The organism is uncultured Cedecea sp., from assembly GCF_947498825.1.
Lineage (GTDB): Bacteria > Pseudomonadota > Gammaproteobacteria > Enterobacterales > Enterobacteriaceae > JGM124.
Genome location: NZ_CANMLV010000011.1, coordinates 74,595 through 91,174, shown reverse-complemented (window position 1 = coordinate 91,174; position 16,580 = coordinate 74,595). Strand labels below are relative to the sequence as shown.

Here is a 16,580-nt window from a genome sequence, read left to right as displayed (position 1 = left end):
AATAATGATGTAAGCATTTGAAATAAATAGCATTAACGCTAACACGAATCATGACACCGGGATGCTATGCGTTGGAGAAGAGTGTAAAGCACTCACAAAAGATATAAAGGCATACCTTTATATCTTTTGATCGGGTTCACATTAATTTAACTTTTGAGGAAACGCTTAAGATAAGCCATTGAGGCTATTTTTAATCAATACAATGGGATACCGAGCGATTAATAAATATGCATATCTCGCAGGCCACAAACCGATACCATTACCAGGGAACGCCTTACCGAAGCGGGAGTCAGTGTCTACCCATTAATGCACGATTACGACCGTGCTGACTGGCGGCTATGGTTTGCTGCACACAACGTAGCGCATAAATCCACGAACCGAGCCTGGTTCTGCATTTGAGGATGATTATCTGTTGATACGCGCAGCTGTAGCAGGTCGGGGAACTGGCTCTGGTACTGGAATCGCAGGGCGTCTGGTGCAAATACTGAATGAACCCTGCCCTGCACGCTTCACTTACTATCTGGTCACGATGCCAGACGCGACACAACGTTCTGAAGTACAGGTATTTATCGACTGGATAAAAAAGAAGCTGAGATATCAAATGGTTGACATTTTTACAGCCCTTAAAACGTATCCTTCGGATATTTACGCCGTGGCCACTCTGATTAGGGGGTACTCCAGAAGAACGAGGTTTTACGGTATATCTGATAAAAAACCCGAAGGTTTCTGCCCTTCGGGTTTCAGTATCAATATAAAATCTGATTATCTTTTACTTATCTGATCAAACGTCCCGCCGTTAGAGAAGTGATCTTTCTGCGCTTTTGTCCAGCCGCCGAACTCTTCATCAATGGTGTATAGCTTCAATTTCGGGAAAGTGCCTTCGTATTTAGCGGCCACTTCAGGTAAACGTGGGCGATAATAGTTTTTCGCAGCAATTTCCTGACCCTCCGGTGAGTACAGATAGTTCAGATAGGCTTCTGCAACTTCTTTAGTGCCTTTCTTATCAACCACTTTATCGACAATGGATACGGTAGGTTCTGCCAGAATCGACTCACTTGGTGTGATAATTTCAAACTTGTCTCTACCCAGTTCACGCGTTGCCAGCAGCGCTTCATTTTCCCATGCAATCAGCACATCGCCGATCCCACGCTCGACAAAAGTACTGGTTGAACCACGGGCACCAGAGTCGAGAACCTCAACATTCTGGAAGAGGTTTTTGACAAACTCTTGGGCTTTTACCGGATCATTGTTGTTGTGGTGTAATGCGTATCCCCAGGCAGCCAGATAGTTCCAGCGTGCTCCGCCTGAACTTTTAGGGTTCGGCGTAATCACCGAGACACCCGGTTTAATTAAATCATTCCAGTCCTGAATATTTTTAGGGTTGCCTTTACGTACCAGGAAAACAATGGTCGAGGTATAAGGTGCTGAGTTATCAGGTAAACGTTTGATCCAGTTTTTATCAACACGACCGCGATCGGCAATAGCATCGACATCATAAGCCAGTGCCAAGGTCACAACATCCGCTTCAATACCATTGATCACCGAGGTCGCCTGTTTACCGGAACCACCATGAGACTGACGAACAGTGACATTGTCGCCAGTTTGTTGTTTCCAGTGTGCGCTGAATGCTTTGTTGTATTCATCGTACAATTCACGCGTCGGGTCATAAGACACGTTGAGTAACTGAATATCTTTCGCCAGTACACCGCTTGATGCCAGCAATAATGTTAGTCCTACGCCCCACTTGTTCATTGCACGTTCCCTTTTGGAAATTGATAGCTTCAGCCTGCCAGAAACTAATTAAGAGAATAAAGAATAAAAAAAAATTTGATATTCTTTGGCGGAATAAATGAGCGCTGCTCGCCATATGAAAAAGAGAAATAACTTATTGAAAAAATAGAGTTATAAACACAGACATGAGGAGAGGGGAATGATCCAGTCGCTATAAAAATAGCGCCCGCTTAAACGAAAAAAAAGGAGAACATTAAGTTCTCCCTTATCGAGCCATTATGCTGCCAGACTTAACCTGGCAGATACCACGCTGATTCTAGTACAGTCTTTTAGCGCACTCGAACCAGTCGCCCTTGAATGGACGTTTCATATTTTCGATAGCGTCGATGATGTCATGGTGTACCAGTTTTTCGTTCTGGATACCAACACAGCGACCGCCGTAGCCCTGAAGCAGCAGCTCGATTGAGTAAGCACCCATACGAGAGGCCAGAATACGGTCATAAGCAACCGGAGAGCCACCACGCTGAATATGACCCAGTACCGTAGCACGGGTTTCACGCTTGGTATTCACTTCAATGTATTTTGCCAACTCGTCGACATCACAGATATGCTCAGTAATCGCAACGATTGCGTGTTTTTTACCTTTCGCGATACCAGCTTTAATCTCAGCAACCAAATCTTCGCGGTTAAACTCAACTTCTGGCAAGACCACAAACTCACAACCCCCCGCGATAGCAGCAGCCAGAGTAAGGTCGCCGCAATAACGCCCCATCACTTCAACAATAGAGATACGCTGATGTGAAGAAGAGGTATCACGCAGGCGGTCAATCGCTTCAACGACGGTTTCCAGCGCGGTGAAGTAACCGATAGTGTAGTCAGTACCTTTAATATCGTTATCGATAGTGCCCGGTAATCCTATACAAGGAAAACCGGTTTCAGTCAGGCGCTGAGCCCCCAGGTAAGAACCATCCCCACCGATAACAACCAACGCATCGATGCCGCGGTTTTTCAGGTTCTGGATAGCAACTTCGCGAACTTTCTCATCGCGGAATTCAGGGAAACGAGCAGAACCGAGGAACGTGCCGCCACGGTTTATCATATCTGAGACGCTATAACGGTCCAGTTGAACCATACGGTCTTCATATAAGCCGAGATAACCGTCATAGATACCCATGACTTCCAGGCCTTCAGATAACGCTGCACGCACAACACCACGAATCGCCGCATTCATACCCGGCGCATCACCACCACTCGTCAGTACACCAATTCTTTTGATCATGACTACCTCTGAACTTTGAAAGCAAAATTAATTCTGTTACCAGAAGCCCCTGCAAGCAGACCACGACCTTGTGCAATCAGTGGCAATCTATCCGAAGCATCTAGCTGAATTGATTCAGGCAAAACCCAATGACGACATCTTACGCAAAAATGGTCAGGTGATGCCAATTTTCTGATAAAAAATTAAAGCTCAAAATTCCCTTGCTGCTCAGCAGGAACAACGGAGCATGGATCCTGATGAATGATGATATCCGCCCCAGGAAACTGGCGAAGGATCGCTTGCTGTACTTCGTCTGCAATGCGATGCGCCTGCACCAAGGGTAAGTCATCATCCAACTCTATATGAAACTGTATAAACCGCGTGGGCCCCGACTGCCGAGTTCTGAGGTTATGTGTTCCCTGAACCGCTGGCCACGCGTTGATGATCTCGATAATCGTCTGCCGCTCACTCTCCGGCAGCGCCCGGTCCAGAAGGGCTTGCACTGCACCATAACCCAAGCGCAACGCACAACATAAAATATAGACACCAATTCCTAAAGCGAACAAAGAATCAGCGCGGTGCCATCCAAACCATGACAACACAAGAGCGATAAGAATAGCACCGTTCATCATAACATCAGACTGATAATGAAGCATATCAGCACGAATAATCTGACTTTGTGTTTTTCGTACCACCCAGCGCTGGAAGGTAACTAATAACAACGAACTGACTAAAGCAATCAGGGTAACGGCTATCCCTAATTGCGTATCCTGCATCGGAGTCGGGTCAATAAGGTGTTGAAAGCCGGTCAAAAATAAAAATAACGCCGAACCGGCAATAAACATACTTTGCGCCAGAACCGCCAATGACTCCGCTTTGCCATGACCGAAAGTATGCTCCAGGTCAGCGGGTCGCAGTGAATAGCGAACCACCAGCAAATTAGTAAAAGCGGCTGCGATATCAACCAGTGAGTCGATTAATGCCGCCAGAATGCTGACCGACCCCGTCGCCCACCAGGCAAAAATCTTTATCACAAGTAATAGCGATGCCACGATAGTAGCGATAATCGCCGCCCGATGTACCAGGCGTCCATATTCCTGATTCATGGGGCCTCCCGCTATTCGATACGGATATTATAGTGTATGAGTGTGATTTTCAGACAAAAAAAACCCGCCGGTCAAGGCGGGGAAGACAGGGATGGTGTCTATGGCAAGGAAAATATGGGCTACTGGTTACTCAGTTTGCTACTCATTGTCTGCAGCGAATAAACCTGCTGCCTCTCTGATGATTCACGGTACTGCTTCATCAGCTGACGATGTCTCTGCATTAAAATGGCCTGCTGCTCTGGTGTCAGTAAGTGATACATTTGGTTACGTACTTTCGCCATTTCGACCTGGCGGGACACGTCTTCCTGTATCATTTTCTCAGTCAGTGCTTTTACAGCCTTTTCATCAAAATCTTCTGCGGTGACCAAATTATGCATGGTCTCCATTTCGCTAATATTAACAGGTGGGCTATCATGCCTTGCCCGCTGCATCAGATCGCGCATTTGCTGGCGCTGGTGTTCAGTCAGATTAATGCCATCAAACATATGGCGCTGAACACTACTACGCTTTATCAGGTCTTCATCTTGATGCCAACTGATACTCTTCGATGAGTCAGCGGCTTGACCGGCTATAGTACTGAGTGCCAGCGTTGAGGCTATGACGGCAGCGATAACCTTGCGCATCATTTGCTCCCGAAATATTGTGTGCTGCTATTCAACGAAAACTAGTCTACGATTTCAGCTGCAAACTAGCGTCAGAGGGTGTAAAACAACGTAAAGTCATAGATTAGCAAGCTCTGATGACGTACTTTCTGCCTCGGAGGTAATTTAATAATGAATAAAATACTGCTAGTTGATGATGACCGTGAGCTCACTTCATTGTTGAAGGAGTTGCTCGATATGGAAGGCTTTAACGTTATTGTTGCCCATGATGGTGAACAAGCTTTGGCCCTGCTGGATGACAGTATCGATCTGTTATTACTTGATGTAATGATGCCGAAGAAAAACGGCATTGATACCTTAAAAGAGCTACGCCAGACTCACCAAACGCCGGTAATCATGCTTACTGCACGCGGCAGTGAACTTGACCGGGTCCTTGGGCTTGAATTGGGTGCAGATGATTATCTACCCAAACCCTTTAACGATCGTGAATTGGTTGCCCGCATTCGCGCTATTTTGCGTCGCTCACACTGGAGCGAACAGCAACAGAGTAGCGATGGCAGTTCAACCAGTATTGAAATTGATGGTCTGAGTGTGAATCCAGGACGTCAGGAAGCCAGCTTTGATGGACAGACGCTGGACTTGACCGGTACTGAATTTACGTTGTTATATCTGCTGGCACAGCATTTAGGTCAGGTCGTTTCCCGTGAACATTTAAGCCAGGAAGTTCTCGGTAAAAGACTGACGCCATTTGACAGGGCTATCGATATGCATATCTCTAACCTGCGCCGTAAGTTACCAGACCGCAAGGACGGACACCCGTGGTTTAAAACACTGCGTGGCCGCGGTTATCTGATGGTGTCTGCTTCATGATAGGTAGCCTTACCGCACGAATTTTTGCCATCTTCTGGCTCACGCTGGCTTTGGTTCTGATGCTGGTCTTAATGCTGCCTAAGCTAGACTCACGTCAGATGACCGAACTGATGGAAAATGAACAGCGTCAAGGCTACATGATTGAACAGCATGTCGAGGCCGAACTGTCAGCCGATCCCCCCAATGATCTTATGTGGTGGCGTCGCTTATTTCGTGCAATTGATAAATGGGCACCGCCCGGTCAGCGTCTTTTACTGGTAACCAGTGAGGGACGCGTGATCGGTGCTCAGCATAGTGAAATGCAGATCATCCGTAATTTTATCGGCCAGTCTGATAATGCTGAACAGCCGCAAAAAAAGAAATATGGCCGTGTTGAGCTGGTAGGCCCGTTTTCGGTTGAGGATGGCGAAGATGCCTATCAATTGTATCTTATCCGCCCAGCAAGTAGCTCACAGTCCGATTTTATTAACCTGCTTTTTGACCGTCCGTTACTGTTACTGATAGTGACCATGCTGGTCAGTGCGCCGCTGCTATTATGGCTTGCCTGGAGCCTGGCAAAACCCGCCAGGAAGCTTAAGAATGCGGCCGATGAAGTTGCCCAAGGGAATTTACGGCAACATCCAGAGCTGGAAGCTGGCCCGCAAGAGTTCCAGGCGGCTGGTTCAAGTTTTAATCAGATGGTGACCGCCTTAGAAAGAATGATGACAGCTCAGCAAAGGCTATTGTCTGATATTTCTCATGAGCTACGTACACCGTTGACACGTCTGCAGTTAGGTACGGCGTTACTGCGTCGTCGTAGTGGTGAAAGTAAAGAGCTTGAGCGCATAGAAACCGAAGCGCAGCGTCTTGACGGTATGATTAATGACTTGCTGGTCATGTCACGTAATCAGCAGCAAAACGCTTTGGTCAGTGAAACAATAAAAGCCAACCAGATCTGGTCTGAAATGCTGGATAACGCAGCCTTCGAAGCAGAACAAATGGGGAAATCTCTGGAGGTGACCTATCCACCAGGGCCATGGCTGATGTACGGTAACCCTAACGCATTAGAAAGCGCGCTGGAGAATATCGTTCGTAATGCACTACGCTACTCACATACCAAAATAGCGGTCAACTTCTCTGTCGATAATCAAGGTATTACCGTGACCGTCGATGATGACGGCCCGGGCGTCAGCCCTGATGACAGGGAGCAGATATTCCGCCCGTTCTATCGTACTGATGAAGCGCGCGATCGCGAGTCGGGCGGTACCGGACTTGGGCTGGCAATTGTCGAAACCGCCGTTCAGCAACACCGGGGATGGGTCAAAGCAGAAGACAGCCCTCTGGGCGGACTCCGTTTAGTACTCTGGCTCCCACTGTATCACCGCAAATAAAGCGGATATCACGGCGACAAAGTGCATTTTGGTCGCCGTTGAATATCTCCTCGGTTCTTTTCCTGTAGTTTCCATTTCTGCCCGACGACCATTTTGCTATTCTGTCCTCCTTGCTGATGAGGGTTGTATGCTAAATATCGTCTTATTTGAACCAGAGATCCCCCCTAATACCGGGAACATTATCCGCTTATGTGCGAATACCGGCTTTCGCCTGCATATTATCGAACCGATGGGATTTCCCTGGGATGATAAGCGTCTGCGCCGTGCCGGACTCGATTACCATGAATTTACCTCCGTGATACGCCATGCAAGCTATAACGCATTCCAGGAAGCAGAACAGCCTCAACGACTGTTTGCCCTGACAACAAAGGGAACGCCCGCTCATAGTGCTGTAAGCTATCAGGAAGGGGACTATCTGATGTTTGGTCCGGAAACGCGTGGGCTACCGGCAACGATTTTAGATGCGCTACCGGTTGAACAAAAAATACGTATTCCGATGATGTCGAATAGCCGTAGTATGAATCTCTCCAATGCGGTATCCGTGGTGGTTTATGAAGCATGGCGCCAGTTAGATTATGCTGGCGCCGAAATCAGAGGCTAAATACCGTCGCCGTATTCAAAACCGTTATTAATGCCGTTGAAGTGCTGATCCATATCCATAGCCGGTTTGTCGCTGGCTGGTTTACCAACAATTCTGGCAGGCACTCCAGCGGCAGTGGTATGAGGAGGAACCGGCTGTAACACCACCGATCCTGCGCCTATTTTAGCCCCAGTACCGACTTCAATATTACCGAGAATTTTTGCGCCCGCACCTATCATGACACCTTCACGAATTTTCGGGTGACGGTCTCCGCTGGTTTTCCCGGTTCCTCCAAGGGTAACCCCTTGCAAAATAGAGACATCGTTCTCGATCACTGCTGTTTCACCTACGACAATAGCCGTCGCATGATCCAGCATGATGCCACAGCCGATTTTAGCCGCTGGATGGATATCCACCTGGAATGAAACCGAAACCTGATTCTGTAAGAAAATAGCCAGCGCCTGACGCCCTTCCTTCCACAACCAGTGACCAATACGGTAAGCCTGGAGGGCATGGAAACCTTTCAGATAAAGCAAAGGCGTGGAGTATTTATCCACCGCCGGGTCACGGGTACGTACCGCTCCGATATCAAGGGCTGCCGATGCTATCATCGACGGGTCAGCCTTATAGGCTTCCTCAACAATCTCACGAATGGCAATAGCTGGCATAATCGGCGAGGCCAGTTTATTGGCCAGCATATAACTTAGAGCACTACCGAGATTATCATGCTTGAGCAACGCCGCATGGTAAAAACTGGCTAACATCGGTTCACAATCGGCAAGCGCACGCGCTTCAGCTTTAATATTGTTCCACACCCTATCCAGTTCTTCAGACGACATTGCTTCTCTCCAGATAAAAAATAACGCCCGACAACCAGTGCCAGGGCGCTTTGGTTACAGCATGACGAGATATCGTCTATTACTGACGACTTCTTTCATCTTTGCGTGTACGGCCAAGCAGAGTCAATGCTGCCTCGCGCACATTTTTTCCGCAATACAAGACCTGATAAATTTCTTCGGTAATGGGCATTTCAACCCCAACCCGTGATGCCAGCTCACGAACTTCTTTAGTATTGCGGTAACCTTCAACAACTTGTCCTATCTGCTGTTGAGCAGCATCAACGTCAAGTCCCTGACCCAGCATCATACCAAAACGTCGGTTACGCGACTGGTTATCGGTACAAGTCAGTACCAGATCACCTAATCCTGCCATACCCATAAAGGTTTCTGGCGAAGCGCCTAATGCGCTACCCAGACGGCTCATTTCCGCCAGTCCACGAGTGATAAGCGCCGTTCTGGCATTAGCACCAAAGCCAATTCCATCAGACATGCCCGCGCCAATAGCGATAACATTTTTTACCGCACCACCAAGCTGAACCCCAATAAAATCAGGGTTACTGTAAACACGGAAACTTTTGCCACAATGCAGCAAATGTTGCAGGTCATCAGTAAATTGGGCATCTGTGGCCGCCAGAGAAATCGCGGTCGGTAAACCCGCCGCCAGCTCTTTCGCAAAACTCGGGCCTGAAATAACCGCGAGCGGAATATCATCGCCGAGAACTTCACGCGCCACGTCTTGCAGTAGCCGCCCGGTTTCAGCCTCCAGACCTTTGGTGGCCCAGACAATGCGGGCATCTGCGCGCATCAGCGGTTTAATCTGGTGCAACACATTACCAAAAACATGGCTGGGTACGACAACCAGAATATTACGGCTTGCGCTCAATGCTGCAGACAGATCGCTTTCCAGATGCAGTGTTTCAGGAAAAGGAACGTCAGGAAGAAAAGCCACATTACAGCGATCTGCCTGAAGCGTTGCGATATGTTTCGGGTCATGCCCCCATAACACAACGTCATGACCATTTCTGGCAAGCGTAATCGCGAGAGCGGTGCCGTAAGAACCGGCACCGATTACTGTCATTGAAGCGTTAATGCTGTCCATCAGGCATCCTGATGTGTTTCAGCACCTTCACCCGCTTGCTGCTGCAAATAGCTCATGAACAATGCATCAAAGTTTACTGGAGCAAGGTTCAGCTGCGGGAAAGTACCGCGAGAAACAAGACTGGTGATGCATTCACGCGCATACGGGAACAGAATGTTCGGGCAGTATGCACCCAGGCAATGTGCCAGCTGGTTGCCTTCGATTCCACCGATAGAGAAAATACCTGCTTGCTGTACTTCACACAGGAAAGCGGTCTCCTCACCTAAAGTTGCCGTAACAGTCACACGTAAAACAACTTCATATACATCGTCTGCCAGCTGGCTGGAAGCCGTGTCTAAGTCCAGCTTAACTTCTGGCTGCCATTCTTTCTGGAATACGTGAGGTGCTGCTGGAGCTTCAAAAGAAACATCCTTGGTGTAAACACGCTGAATCTGGAAAGCCATCTCGGTACTGTTTTGTTCTGACATTATAAAAATCCTTTAATTTTAAATGTGCGTAATTCTACTGCACCAAAATCATTCGCCTTACTTGTAGGTACGAAGATCATTCTGGGTATATATCAAACTCATATTGCCTTAGCTGAGCAGTGGGTCAAGTCCACCACGCGCATCTAATGCATACAAGTCATCGCAACCGCCAATGTGCTGTGTATCAATAAAAATTTGTGGCACTGTCGTTCTGCCACTACGGTTGATCATCTCTTCCCGCTTCTCCGCATTACCATCAATAGGTAATTCCTGGAAAGTTACACCTTTGGTGTTCAGGAGCGCTTTTGCACGATGGCAAAATGGGCATGTCGCTTTGGTATAGATTTCAATATTCGCCATGAGCTTATCTACCTGTCTATTTTGCAGATTATTTACCACGAACTAACGGCAGGTTTTCACCAGACCAGCCAGAAATACCTTCTTTCAGCAAAGAGACTTTTGCGAAACCAGCCTTATGCAGTAAGGTCGCTGGTTCCTGAGAAGAGACACCATTGCTACATACTACAATGACCGCTTTCTCTTTATATTTATCCAGCTCACCAAAAGTACCTTTTTTAATATCACCAGCCGGGACATTGATAGCGTTAGCAATGTGTCCTTTACGGAAATCATCACGCGAACGAACATCAACTACAACGGCATCTTCATGGTTAATTAAACGGGTTGTTTCGCCACGCGTTATCACTTTGACTTTAGAGGCGAGTCCCTTAAAGGTGGTGAACAGTACGGCAGCCAGTAAGCCAATCCACGCCAGACTGAGGATAGGATGGCGGCCAACAAATTGCATAATTTCTTGCATGGGGGGTAGTCACTCCCGACTATGTATTAAGTAAGAAAACCAAGTAGAGAGTATACATTCGCGTTGCGTCAATTACAGCCAGTCTGGGCGATGTTATGCATATTCTGCGGTTTGTTACTAAAAAAATCCTGTTCCAGAATAAAACTCGCAATAATTCAAGCTATTTTTGTAAAGAGATGTCTAATAAACGACGTTCATTCATAGAGGATAAAAATATCCTCTCCCTGGAACAATCCCCCTGTTACTCGGTCTCAGCATCGAGCATATACAGTAGATTAACACACACTGATACCGACTCTTTCAGTATACTGTCGAGACAAGGAACGGATTAAGAGTTGACTGGTAAGCTACTGTTCATCGTGAAATAATCCTAAGCTATGAGGGATACAACAATTTTATTGAAAGCTTGGGCCATAAAACCCGTTATCTGCGCCAGCCTGTTCAGTGCTGGTGTTTTATTGTGCACTTTCTCCGCACATGCCAATAATGCGGAGGAATTAAAGTCTCTTCAGCAAAATATTGCCTCTCAGGAACGCCAGGTTCGCCAGCAGCAGCAACAGCGTTCGGTATTGCTCAACCAACTGAAAGCTCAGGAACAAGAGATTGCTGCCGCCAGTAGTAAGCTTCGTGAAACCCAAAGTACACTCGCTGTTTTAAATCGCCAGGTCTCAGAGATGAACGCCTCCCTGGCAAAACTGCAAAAACAGCAGGCAACACAAGAGCGTAACCTGGCAGCGCAACTTGATGCCGCTTTTCGCCAGGGGGAACACAGTGGTATGCAGTTTCTTCTCAGCGGTGAAGAAAGCCAGCGTGGTCAAAGACTACAGGCTTATTTCGGTTACCTGAATGCTGCCCGACAGCAAACTATCGTCGACCTGAAACAAACCAAAGAAGAAGTTGCTACACAAAAAGCAGCTTTGGAAGAGAAACAGAGCGAACAACAAACATTGCTTTACGAGCAACAGGCTCAACAAGCTAAGCTGGAAAGTGCGCGTAATCAACGTCAAAAAACGCTCGCCAGCCTGGAATCGTCGCTCCAGCAAGGTCAGCAAAAATTAACCGAAATGCGTCAGAACGAGACGCGTCTGCAAAATCAAATAGCCCGTGCAGCAGCGGCTGCCAAAGCCCGCGCCGAACAAGAAGCGCGTGAGGCGCAGAAAGTCCGTGATCGTCAGCAGGAAGCGACCAAAAAAGGCTCCACCTATAAACCGACCGATAGCGAACGTTCATTGATTTCACGCACCGGTGGGCTGGGAACACCAAAGGGCGATGCCTACTGGCCGGTACGCGGTTCATTGCTGCATCGCTATGGCGAACGACTACAAGGTGAACTACGTTGGAAAGGTATCGTTATTTCTGCGCCAGAAGGTTCAGAAGTAAAAGCGATTGCTGACGGACGCGTGATCCTCGCCGACTGGCTACAGGGTTATGGCTTGGTAGTGGTCGTGGAACATGGTAAAGGTGATATGAGTCTCTATGGCTATAACCAAAGCGCATTGGTTAAAGTTGGCACGCAGGTTCGTGCCGGTCAGCCTATCGCTCTGGTGGGTAGCAGTGGTGGTCAGGGCCGTCCATCACTTTATTTTGAAATCCGTCGCCAAGGCCAGGCCGTCAATCCACAACCGTGGTTGGGGAAATAAGTTTTGCCATTGCTTCGTACGTTACGTGTCCTGTTTAGCTGCGGGCTAATGCTGACTGGTTCAGCGTTAGCCGGTAAACTGGCGATTGTCATTGATGACTTTGGTTATCGCCCGGCTCAAGAAAATCAAGTTCTGACCTTATCTCCCAACATTTCTGTTGCCGTACTTCCCAATGCGCCTCATGCCCGAGAAATGGCAATCAAGGCGCATAATCAGGGGCATGAGGTGTTAATTCATCTACCGATGGCCCCGCTCAGTAAGCAGCCATTGGAAAAAGACACACTACGGCCAGAAATGAGCAGCAGTGAAATAGAGCGTATTATTCGTGATGCCGTCAATAAAGTTCCCCATGCTGTTGGCCTGAATAATCATATGGGTAGCGCCATGACTTCAAATTTGTTTGGTATGCAGAAAGTGATGCTGGCGCTGGAGCAATATAATCTCTATTTTCTGGACAGTATGACTATCGGTAACAGCCAGGCAATGCGCGCAGCTAACGGTACCCGGGTTAAGGTGATTAAACGTAAAGTCTTTCTTGATGACAGCCAGAAAGAAGCAGATATTCGGACGCAGTTTAACCGGGCGATACACGTCGCACGCCAGACGGGTTCGGCCATTGCCATAGGCCATCCTCATCCATCTACTGTTCGCGTTCTTAAACAAATGGTATCTGATTTACCTTCAGATATAACCTTGGTTCGTCCGAGTCATTTACTGAACGAACCCTATACCGATACCTCGACTCCAGTCCGGCCTGCAACTCCGCAGACTAAGCCTGTAAAAACACCACCGCGTAACCCTTTCCGTGGCGTACAGCTTTGTAAGCCTGAAAAACCGATAGAGCCAGTTTATGTCACGACTTACTTCAATGTACTGATAGAGAGTCTCAATGGGGTTAAAGATCGTGCGATAAACTCTCTATGGCAGCAATGGCCGGCAACGACAGAGCATCAAGTCATCACGCAGCCCTAATGTCGTAGACAGTTCACAGACAGGGCCTGTGACCGAATACCACTGTCGTCTGTTCTTTGATTGCATTCTGTTGAAATTTAATATCGCAACAGTGATTTTTTGCGATATTTTAGATTAAGGATCGGGATACTTTCGCATAAATCACTAATTCTATTAACTCCCGCCATTATGCGGGAGAACTTTGTAATGCTATAATTGAAGCAATTAACGCCTGAGACATGCGGTCTTATGGCTCTTATCTTTTAAAGGTTAAGCATATGATTATTGTGACTGGCGGCGCTGGCATGATCGGTAGCAACATTATTAAATCTCTTAACGAGAAAGGTTACAGAGACATTTTAGTTGTTGATAACCTGAAAGACGGAACTAAATTCGTTAATCTTGCTGACCTCGATATCGCAGACTATATGGATAAAGAAGATTTTCTTATCCAGCTACTGGCCGATGAGTCATTTGGGGATGTTGAGGCCGTATTCCATGAAGGGGCCTGCTCCTCAACGACAGAGTGGGATGGTAAGTACATGATGGATAACAACTATCAGTACTCTAAAGAGCTCCTTCACTATTGTCTGGATCGTGAAATTCCGTTTTTGTACGCTTCCTCCGCGGCAACCTATGGCGGTCGTAACCAGGACTTTATTGAATCTCGTCAGTATGAACAGCCGCTGAACGTTTATGGCTACTCTAAATTCCTGTTCGACGAATATGTTCGCCAAATTCTGCCTGAAGCAAATTCTCAGGTGACGGGTTTTCGTTACTTCAATGTCTATGGTCCACGCGAAGGGCACAAAGGCAGTATGGCGAGCGTCGCTTTCCACTTAAACACCCAATTAAATAACGGTGAGAATCCAAAACTGTTTGCAGGCAGTGACGGTTTTAAACGTGATTTTGTTTATGTAGGCGATGTCGCAGCAGTTAACCTGTGGTTCCTGGAAAATGGCGTATCCGGTATCTATAACTGCGGAACCGGGCGCGCAGAGTCATTCCAGGCGGTAGCCGATGCCGCTCTCGCTTTCCACCAGAAAGGCAGCATCGAATACATTCCCTTCCCGGATAAATTAAAAGGACGTTACCAGGCATTTACCCAGGCAGACCTGACAAACCTGCGTGCTGCTGGCTACGATAAACCATTCAAAACCGTCGCCGAAGGCGTTGCGGAATATATGAAATGGCTAAACCCTGTTGTGTAAGGGCTAAATAACACATGAAAATTCTGGTGATTGGCCCGTCATGGGTGGGTGACATGATGATGTCACAAAGTCTGTACCGTACGCTCAAGGCGCGTTATCCCCAGGCGATAATCGATGTGATGGCACCTGCATGGTGCCGTCCTTTGTTAGCGCGAATGCCTGAAGTCAACGAAGCTATTGCTATGCCACTAGGGCATGGCGCTCTGGCGCTCGGCGAACGTCGACGACTGGGGCACAGCCTGCGCAACAAAGGCTATGACAGGGCTTATGTATTACCCAATTCGTTTAAATCTGCTCTGGTACCTTTTTTTGCCGGCATCAGTCAACGTGTTGGCTGGCGAGGCGAAATGCGTTACGGCCTGTTAAATGACATTCGTGTTTTAGATAAACCCGCCTTCCCCTTGATGGTGCAGCGTTATGTGGCGCTGGGCTATGACAAGTCGCAGATAACATCAGCCAAAGACTTACCGCAGCCCTTGTTATGGCCAAAACTTAGCGTGACGGAAGATGAACAAACACGCCTCTGTAACCTGTTTTCACTCGACAGAACCCGGCCGATTATCGGTTTTTGTCCTGGCGCAGAATTTGGTCCGGCGAAACGCTGGCCGCATTATCACTATGCAACACTTGCCGGAAAGCTTATCGACAGCGGGTATCAGGTTGTCCTCTTTGGTTCAGCTAAAGACAGAGAAGCCGGTAACGATATTCTGGCAATGCTGACCCCCTCACAACAAGACTGGTGTCGTAATCTTGCAGGTGATACACAACTTGAACAGGCGGTTATTCTGCTTTCCGCCTGTCAGGGGGTTGTCACCAATGATTCGGGTTTGATGCATATTGCCGCAGCACTCGGTCGTCCATTAGTTGCCCTTTATGGCCCAAGCAGTCCTGACTTCACCCCACCACTCTCGCACCACGCGAAAGTGATTCGTCTCATTGAGGGTTACCTGAAAGTCCGTAAAGGTGACGGGGCAGAGGGTTATCATCAGAGTTTGATTGATATTACTCCGGATAGCGTGCTGAGTGCGTTAACTGATTTACTGACTTCCAGTAAGGATAACTAATGCGGGTTCTTATCGTTAAAACCTCTTCAATGGGTGACGTTCTGCATTCGCTTCCCGCCCTGACCGATGCGATGCAAGCACTAAAGGGGATCCGTTTTGACTGGGTAGTAGAAGAAGGATTTGCACAAATCCCTTCCTGGCATCCGGCAGTAGACAGAGTGATACCGGTTGCCATCCGTCGCTGGCGTAAGAATTGGTTCTCTGCTGAAAATCGTGCTGACCGTAAACGCTTTTATCAAGAGCTACACAGCCAAAATTATGATTGTGTCATTGACGCACAGGGCTTGGTTAAAAGTGCAGCCCTGGTGACTCGTAAGGCGCTAGGGAGTAAACATGGCCTCGACTGGCATAGCGCCAGAGAACCTTTAGCCAGTCTGTTTTATAACCACCGCCATCGTGTCATCTGGCAGCAGCATGCGGTAGAGCGCATTCGAGAGTTATTCGCTAAAAGCCTCGGTTATACCAAACCGACACAGTCTGGTGATTATGCAATTGCCGGCCACTTTCCGACCCCTCCGAATGACAGCGCTGGTCACTATGCCATATTCTTACACGCCACCACCAGAGATGATAAACACTGGCCAGAAACACACTGGCGAGATCTTCTGGGATTAATGGCGGAGAGTGGTTTAAGGGTTAAGCTGCCATGGGGAGCACCTCACGAAGAAGCTCGGGCAAAAAGACTGGCGGAGGGTTATAACTTTGTTGACGTTTTACCGCGTATGAGCCTTGAAGAGGTGGCCCGAGTTCTGGCGGGCGCTAAATTTGTTGTCTCCGTTGATACCGGGTTAAGTCACCTTACAGCTGCTCTGGCAAGACCCAATATTACGCTGTACGGGCCAACAGATCCGGGTTTAATCGGTGGTTATGGGCTCAACCAACAGGCATTAATCAGTCAAGACAAACAGATGTCATCCATATCTGCGGAACAAGTAAAAGAACGACTCCAACAATTCGCTCCATAACAAATAA

At 47.9% G+C, this 16,580-nt stretch carries 17 protein-coding genes; 8 read left to right on the top strand and 9 right to left on the bottom strand.

All coding sequences use genetic code 11. The features are described 5' to 3' along the window. Nucleotides 1-762: 762 nt before the first annotated feature. The 4 genes from Q1A40_RS13255 to cpxP form a co-directional block, all read right to left on the bottom strand. Nucleotides 763-1,752, bottom strand: coding sequence for a sulfate ABC transporter substrate-binding protein (locus Q1A40_RS13255; protein WP_300000823.1), 990 nt, complete (start codon nucleotides 1,750-1,752; stop codon nucleotides 763-765). 295 nt (nucleotides 1,753-2,047) lie between these two features. Then, nucleotides 2,048-3,010 (bottom strand): 6-phosphofructokinase, encoded by a 963-nt coding sequence (gene pfkA / locus Q1A40_RS13250; RefSeq protein WP_300000821.1) that lies wholly within the window; start codon nucleotides 3,008-3,010, stop codon nucleotides 2,048-2,050. A gap of 182 nt (nucleotides 3,011-3,192) precedes the next feature. Beyond that, nucleotides 3,193-4,095 carry a CDF family cation-efflux transporter FieF gene (gene fieF / locus Q1A40_RS13245; RefSeq protein WP_300000819.1) on the bottom strand — a complete coding sequence of 301 codons (903 nt, stop codon included), beginning with the start codon at nucleotides 4,093-4,095 and terminating at the stop codon, nucleotides 3,193-3,195. Nucleotides 4,096-4,214: 119 nt separating this feature from the next. Beyond that, complete coding sequence (gene cpxP / locus Q1A40_RS13240) at nucleotides 4,215-4,718, bottom strand: cell-envelope stress modulator CpxP (protein WP_300000893.1); 504 nt, start codon at nucleotides 4,716-4,718, stop codon at nucleotides 4,215-4,217. A 150-nt stretch (nucleotides 4,719-4,868) separates the two neighbouring features. On the opposite strand from cpxP, the gene cpxR reads away from it, so the two are divergent. The 3 genes from cpxR (at nucleotide 4,869) to trmL (ending at nucleotide 7,538) form a co-directional block, all read left to right on the top strand. Then, nucleotides 4,869-5,567, top strand: coding sequence for an envelope stress response regulator transcription factor CpxR (gene cpxR / locus Q1A40_RS13235; RefSeq protein WP_300000817.1), 699 nt, complete (start codon nucleotides 4,869-4,871; stop codon nucleotides 5,565-5,567). Next, nucleotides 5,564-6,937, top strand: coding sequence for an envelope stress sensor histidine kinase CpxA (gene cpxA / locus Q1A40_RS13230; RefSeq protein WP_300000815.1), 1,374 nt, complete (start codon nucleotides 5,564-5,566; stop codon nucleotides 6,935-6,937). Before cpxR ends, cpxA begins: the two co-directional genes overlap by 4 nt. 127 nt (nucleotides 6,938-7,064) lie before the next feature. Beyond that, on the top strand, nucleotides 7,065-7,538 hold the full coding sequence (gene trmL, locus Q1A40_RS13225) for a tRNA (uridine(34)/cytosine(34)/5-carboxymethylaminomethyluridine(34)-2'-O)-methyltransferase TrmL (RefSeq protein WP_300000813.1): 474 nt from the start codon (nucleotides 7,065-7,067) through the stop codon (nucleotides 7,536-7,538). Here the strand turns inward: trmL and cysE are convergent. From cysE to Q1A40_RS13200, 5 genes are all read right to left on the bottom strand, one after another. Then, nucleotides 7,535-8,356, bottom strand: a complete 822-nt coding sequence (gene cysE, locus Q1A40_RS13220; RefSeq protein ID WP_300000812.1) for a serine O-acetyltransferase — start codon at nucleotides 8,354-8,356, stop codon at nucleotides 7,535-7,537. The two genes, trmL and cysE, sit on opposite strands and share 4 nt — an antisense overlap. A 79-nt stretch (nucleotides 8,357-8,435) precedes the next feature. Further along, a complete protein-coding gene (gene gpsA / locus Q1A40_RS13215) occupies nucleotides 8,436-9,455 on the bottom strand; it encodes an NAD(P)H-dependent glycerol-3-phosphate dehydrogenase (RefSeq protein WP_300000810.1) in 1,020 nt (339 codons plus the stop codon). After that, entirely contained in the window at nucleotides 9,455-9,922 is a 468-nt protein-coding gene (secB, locus tag Q1A40_RS13210) for a protein-export chaperone SecB (protein ID WP_300000808.1), read from the bottom strand. The genes gpsA and secB overlap by 1 nt, the downstream gene beginning before the upstream one ends. A 108-nt stretch (nucleotides 9,923-10,030) precedes the next feature. Continuing rightward, nucleotides 10,031-10,282: a glutaredoxin 3 gene (gene grxC, locus Q1A40_RS13205; protein ID WP_300000807.1), complete on the bottom strand. Its 252-nt coding sequence runs from the start codon at nucleotides 10,280-10,282 to the stop codon at nucleotides 10,031-10,033. Between the two features lie 28 nt (nucleotides 10,283-10,310). Continuing rightward, on the bottom strand, nucleotides 10,311-10,742 hold the full coding sequence (locus Q1A40_RS13200) for a rhodanese-like domain-containing protein (protein WP_300000806.1): 432 nt from the start codon (nucleotides 10,740-10,742) through the stop codon (nucleotides 10,311-10,313). A gap of 398 nt (nucleotides 10,743-11,140) precedes the next feature. Here Q1A40_RS13200 and envC point away from each other — a divergent pair, with 398 nt between their 5' ends. The 5 genes from envC to rfaC all read left to right on the top strand — a co-directional run bounded on the left by envC (nucleotide 11,141) and on the right by rfaC (nucleotide 16,573). Beyond that, nucleotides 11,141-12,382 carry a murein hydrolase activator EnvC gene (gene envC / locus Q1A40_RS13195; RefSeq protein ID WP_300000805.1) on the top strand — a complete coding sequence of 414 codons (1,242 nt, stop codon included), beginning with the start codon at nucleotides 11,141-11,143 and terminating at the stop codon, nucleotides 12,380-12,382. A gap of 48 nt (nucleotides 12,383-12,430) precedes the next feature. After that, entirely contained in the window at nucleotides 12,431-13,354 is a 924-nt protein-coding gene (locus Q1A40_RS13190) for a divergent polysaccharide deacetylase family protein (RefSeq protein WP_300000891.1), read from the top strand. Nucleotides 13,355-13,611: 257 nt separating this feature from the next. Continuing rightward, nucleotides 13,612-14,544 carry an ADP-glyceromanno-heptose 6-epimerase gene (gene rfaD / locus Q1A40_RS13185; protein WP_300000804.1) on the top strand — a complete coding sequence of 311 codons (933 nt, stop codon included), beginning with the start codon at nucleotides 13,612-13,614 and terminating at the stop codon, nucleotides 14,542-14,544. Nucleotides 14,545-14,558: 14 nt separating this feature from the next. Continuing rightward, nucleotides 14,559-15,608: an ADP-heptose--LPS heptosyltransferase RfaF gene (gene rfaF, locus Q1A40_RS13180; protein ID WP_300000802.1), complete on the top strand. Its 1,050-nt coding sequence runs from the start codon at nucleotides 14,559-14,561 to the stop codon at nucleotides 15,606-15,608. Continuing rightward, a complete protein-coding gene (gene rfaC / locus Q1A40_RS13175) occupies nucleotides 15,608-16,573 on the top strand; it encodes a lipopolysaccharide heptosyltransferase RfaC (protein WP_300000800.1) in 966 nt (321 codons plus the stop codon). The genes rfaF and rfaC overlap by 1 nt, the downstream gene beginning before the upstream one ends. The last annotated feature ends 7 nt before the right edge of the window (nucleotides 16,574-16,580 follow it).

Bases quoted from the DNA above. Each gene is read 5' to 3' on its own strand.
- Q1A40_RS13255 (WP_300000823.1), bottom strand. From the start codon at position 1,752: ATGAACAAGTGGGGCGTAGGACTAACATTATTGCTGGCATCAAGCGGT.
- pfkA (WP_300000821.1), bottom strand. From the start codon at position 3,010: ATGATCAAAAGAATTGGTGTACTGACGAGTGGTGGTGATGCGCCGGGT.
- fieF (WP_300000819.1), bottom strand. From the start codon at position 4,095: ATGAATCAGGAATATGGACGCCTGGTACATCGGGCGGCGATTATCGCT.
- cpxP (WP_300000893.1), bottom strand. From the start codon at position 4,718: ATGCGCAAGGTTATCGCTGCCGTCATAGCCTCAACGCTGGCACTCAGT.
- cpxR (WP_300000817.1), top strand. From the start codon at position 4,869: ATGAATAAAATACTGCTAGTTGATGATGACCGTGAGCTCACTTCATTG.
- cpxA (WP_300000815.1), top strand. From the start codon at position 5,564: ATGATAGGTAGCCTTACCGCACGAATTTTTGCCATCTTCTGGCTCACG.
- trmL (WP_300000813.1), top strand. From the start codon at position 7,065: ATGCTAAATATCGTCTTATTTGAACCAGAGATCCCCCCTAATACCGGG.
- cysE (WP_300000812.1), bottom strand. From the start codon at position 8,356: ATGTCGTCTGAAGAACTGGATAGGGTGTGGAACAATATTAAAGCTGAA.
- gpsA (WP_300000810.1), bottom strand. From the start codon at position 9,455: ATGGACAGCATTAACGCTTCAATGACAGTAATCGGTGCCGGTTCTTAC.
- secB (WP_300000808.1), bottom strand. From the start codon at position 9,922: ATGTCAGAACAAAACAGTACCGAGATGGCTTTCCAGATTCAGCGTGTT.
- grxC (WP_300000807.1), bottom strand. From the start codon at position 10,282: ATGGCGAATATTGAAATCTATACCAAAGCGACATGCCCATTTTGCCAT.
- Q1A40_RS13200 (WP_300000806.1), bottom strand. From the start codon at position 10,742: ATGCAAGAAATTATGCAATTTGTTGGCCGCCATCCTATCCTCAGTCTG.
- Q1A40_RS13190 (WP_300000891.1), top strand. From the start codon at position 12,431: ATGCTGACTGGTTCAGCGTTAGCCGGTAAACTGGCGATTGTCATTGAT.
- rfaD (WP_300000804.1), top strand. From the start codon at position 13,612: ATGATTATTGTGACTGGCGGCGCTGGCATGATCGGTAGCAACATTATT.
- rfaF (WP_300000802.1), top strand. From the start codon at position 14,559: ATGAAAATTCTGGTGATTGGCCCGTCATGGGTGGGTGACATGATGATG.
- rfaC (WP_300000800.1), top strand. From the start codon at position 15,608: ATGCGGGTTCTTATCGTTAAAACCTCTTCAATGGGTGACGTTCTGCAT.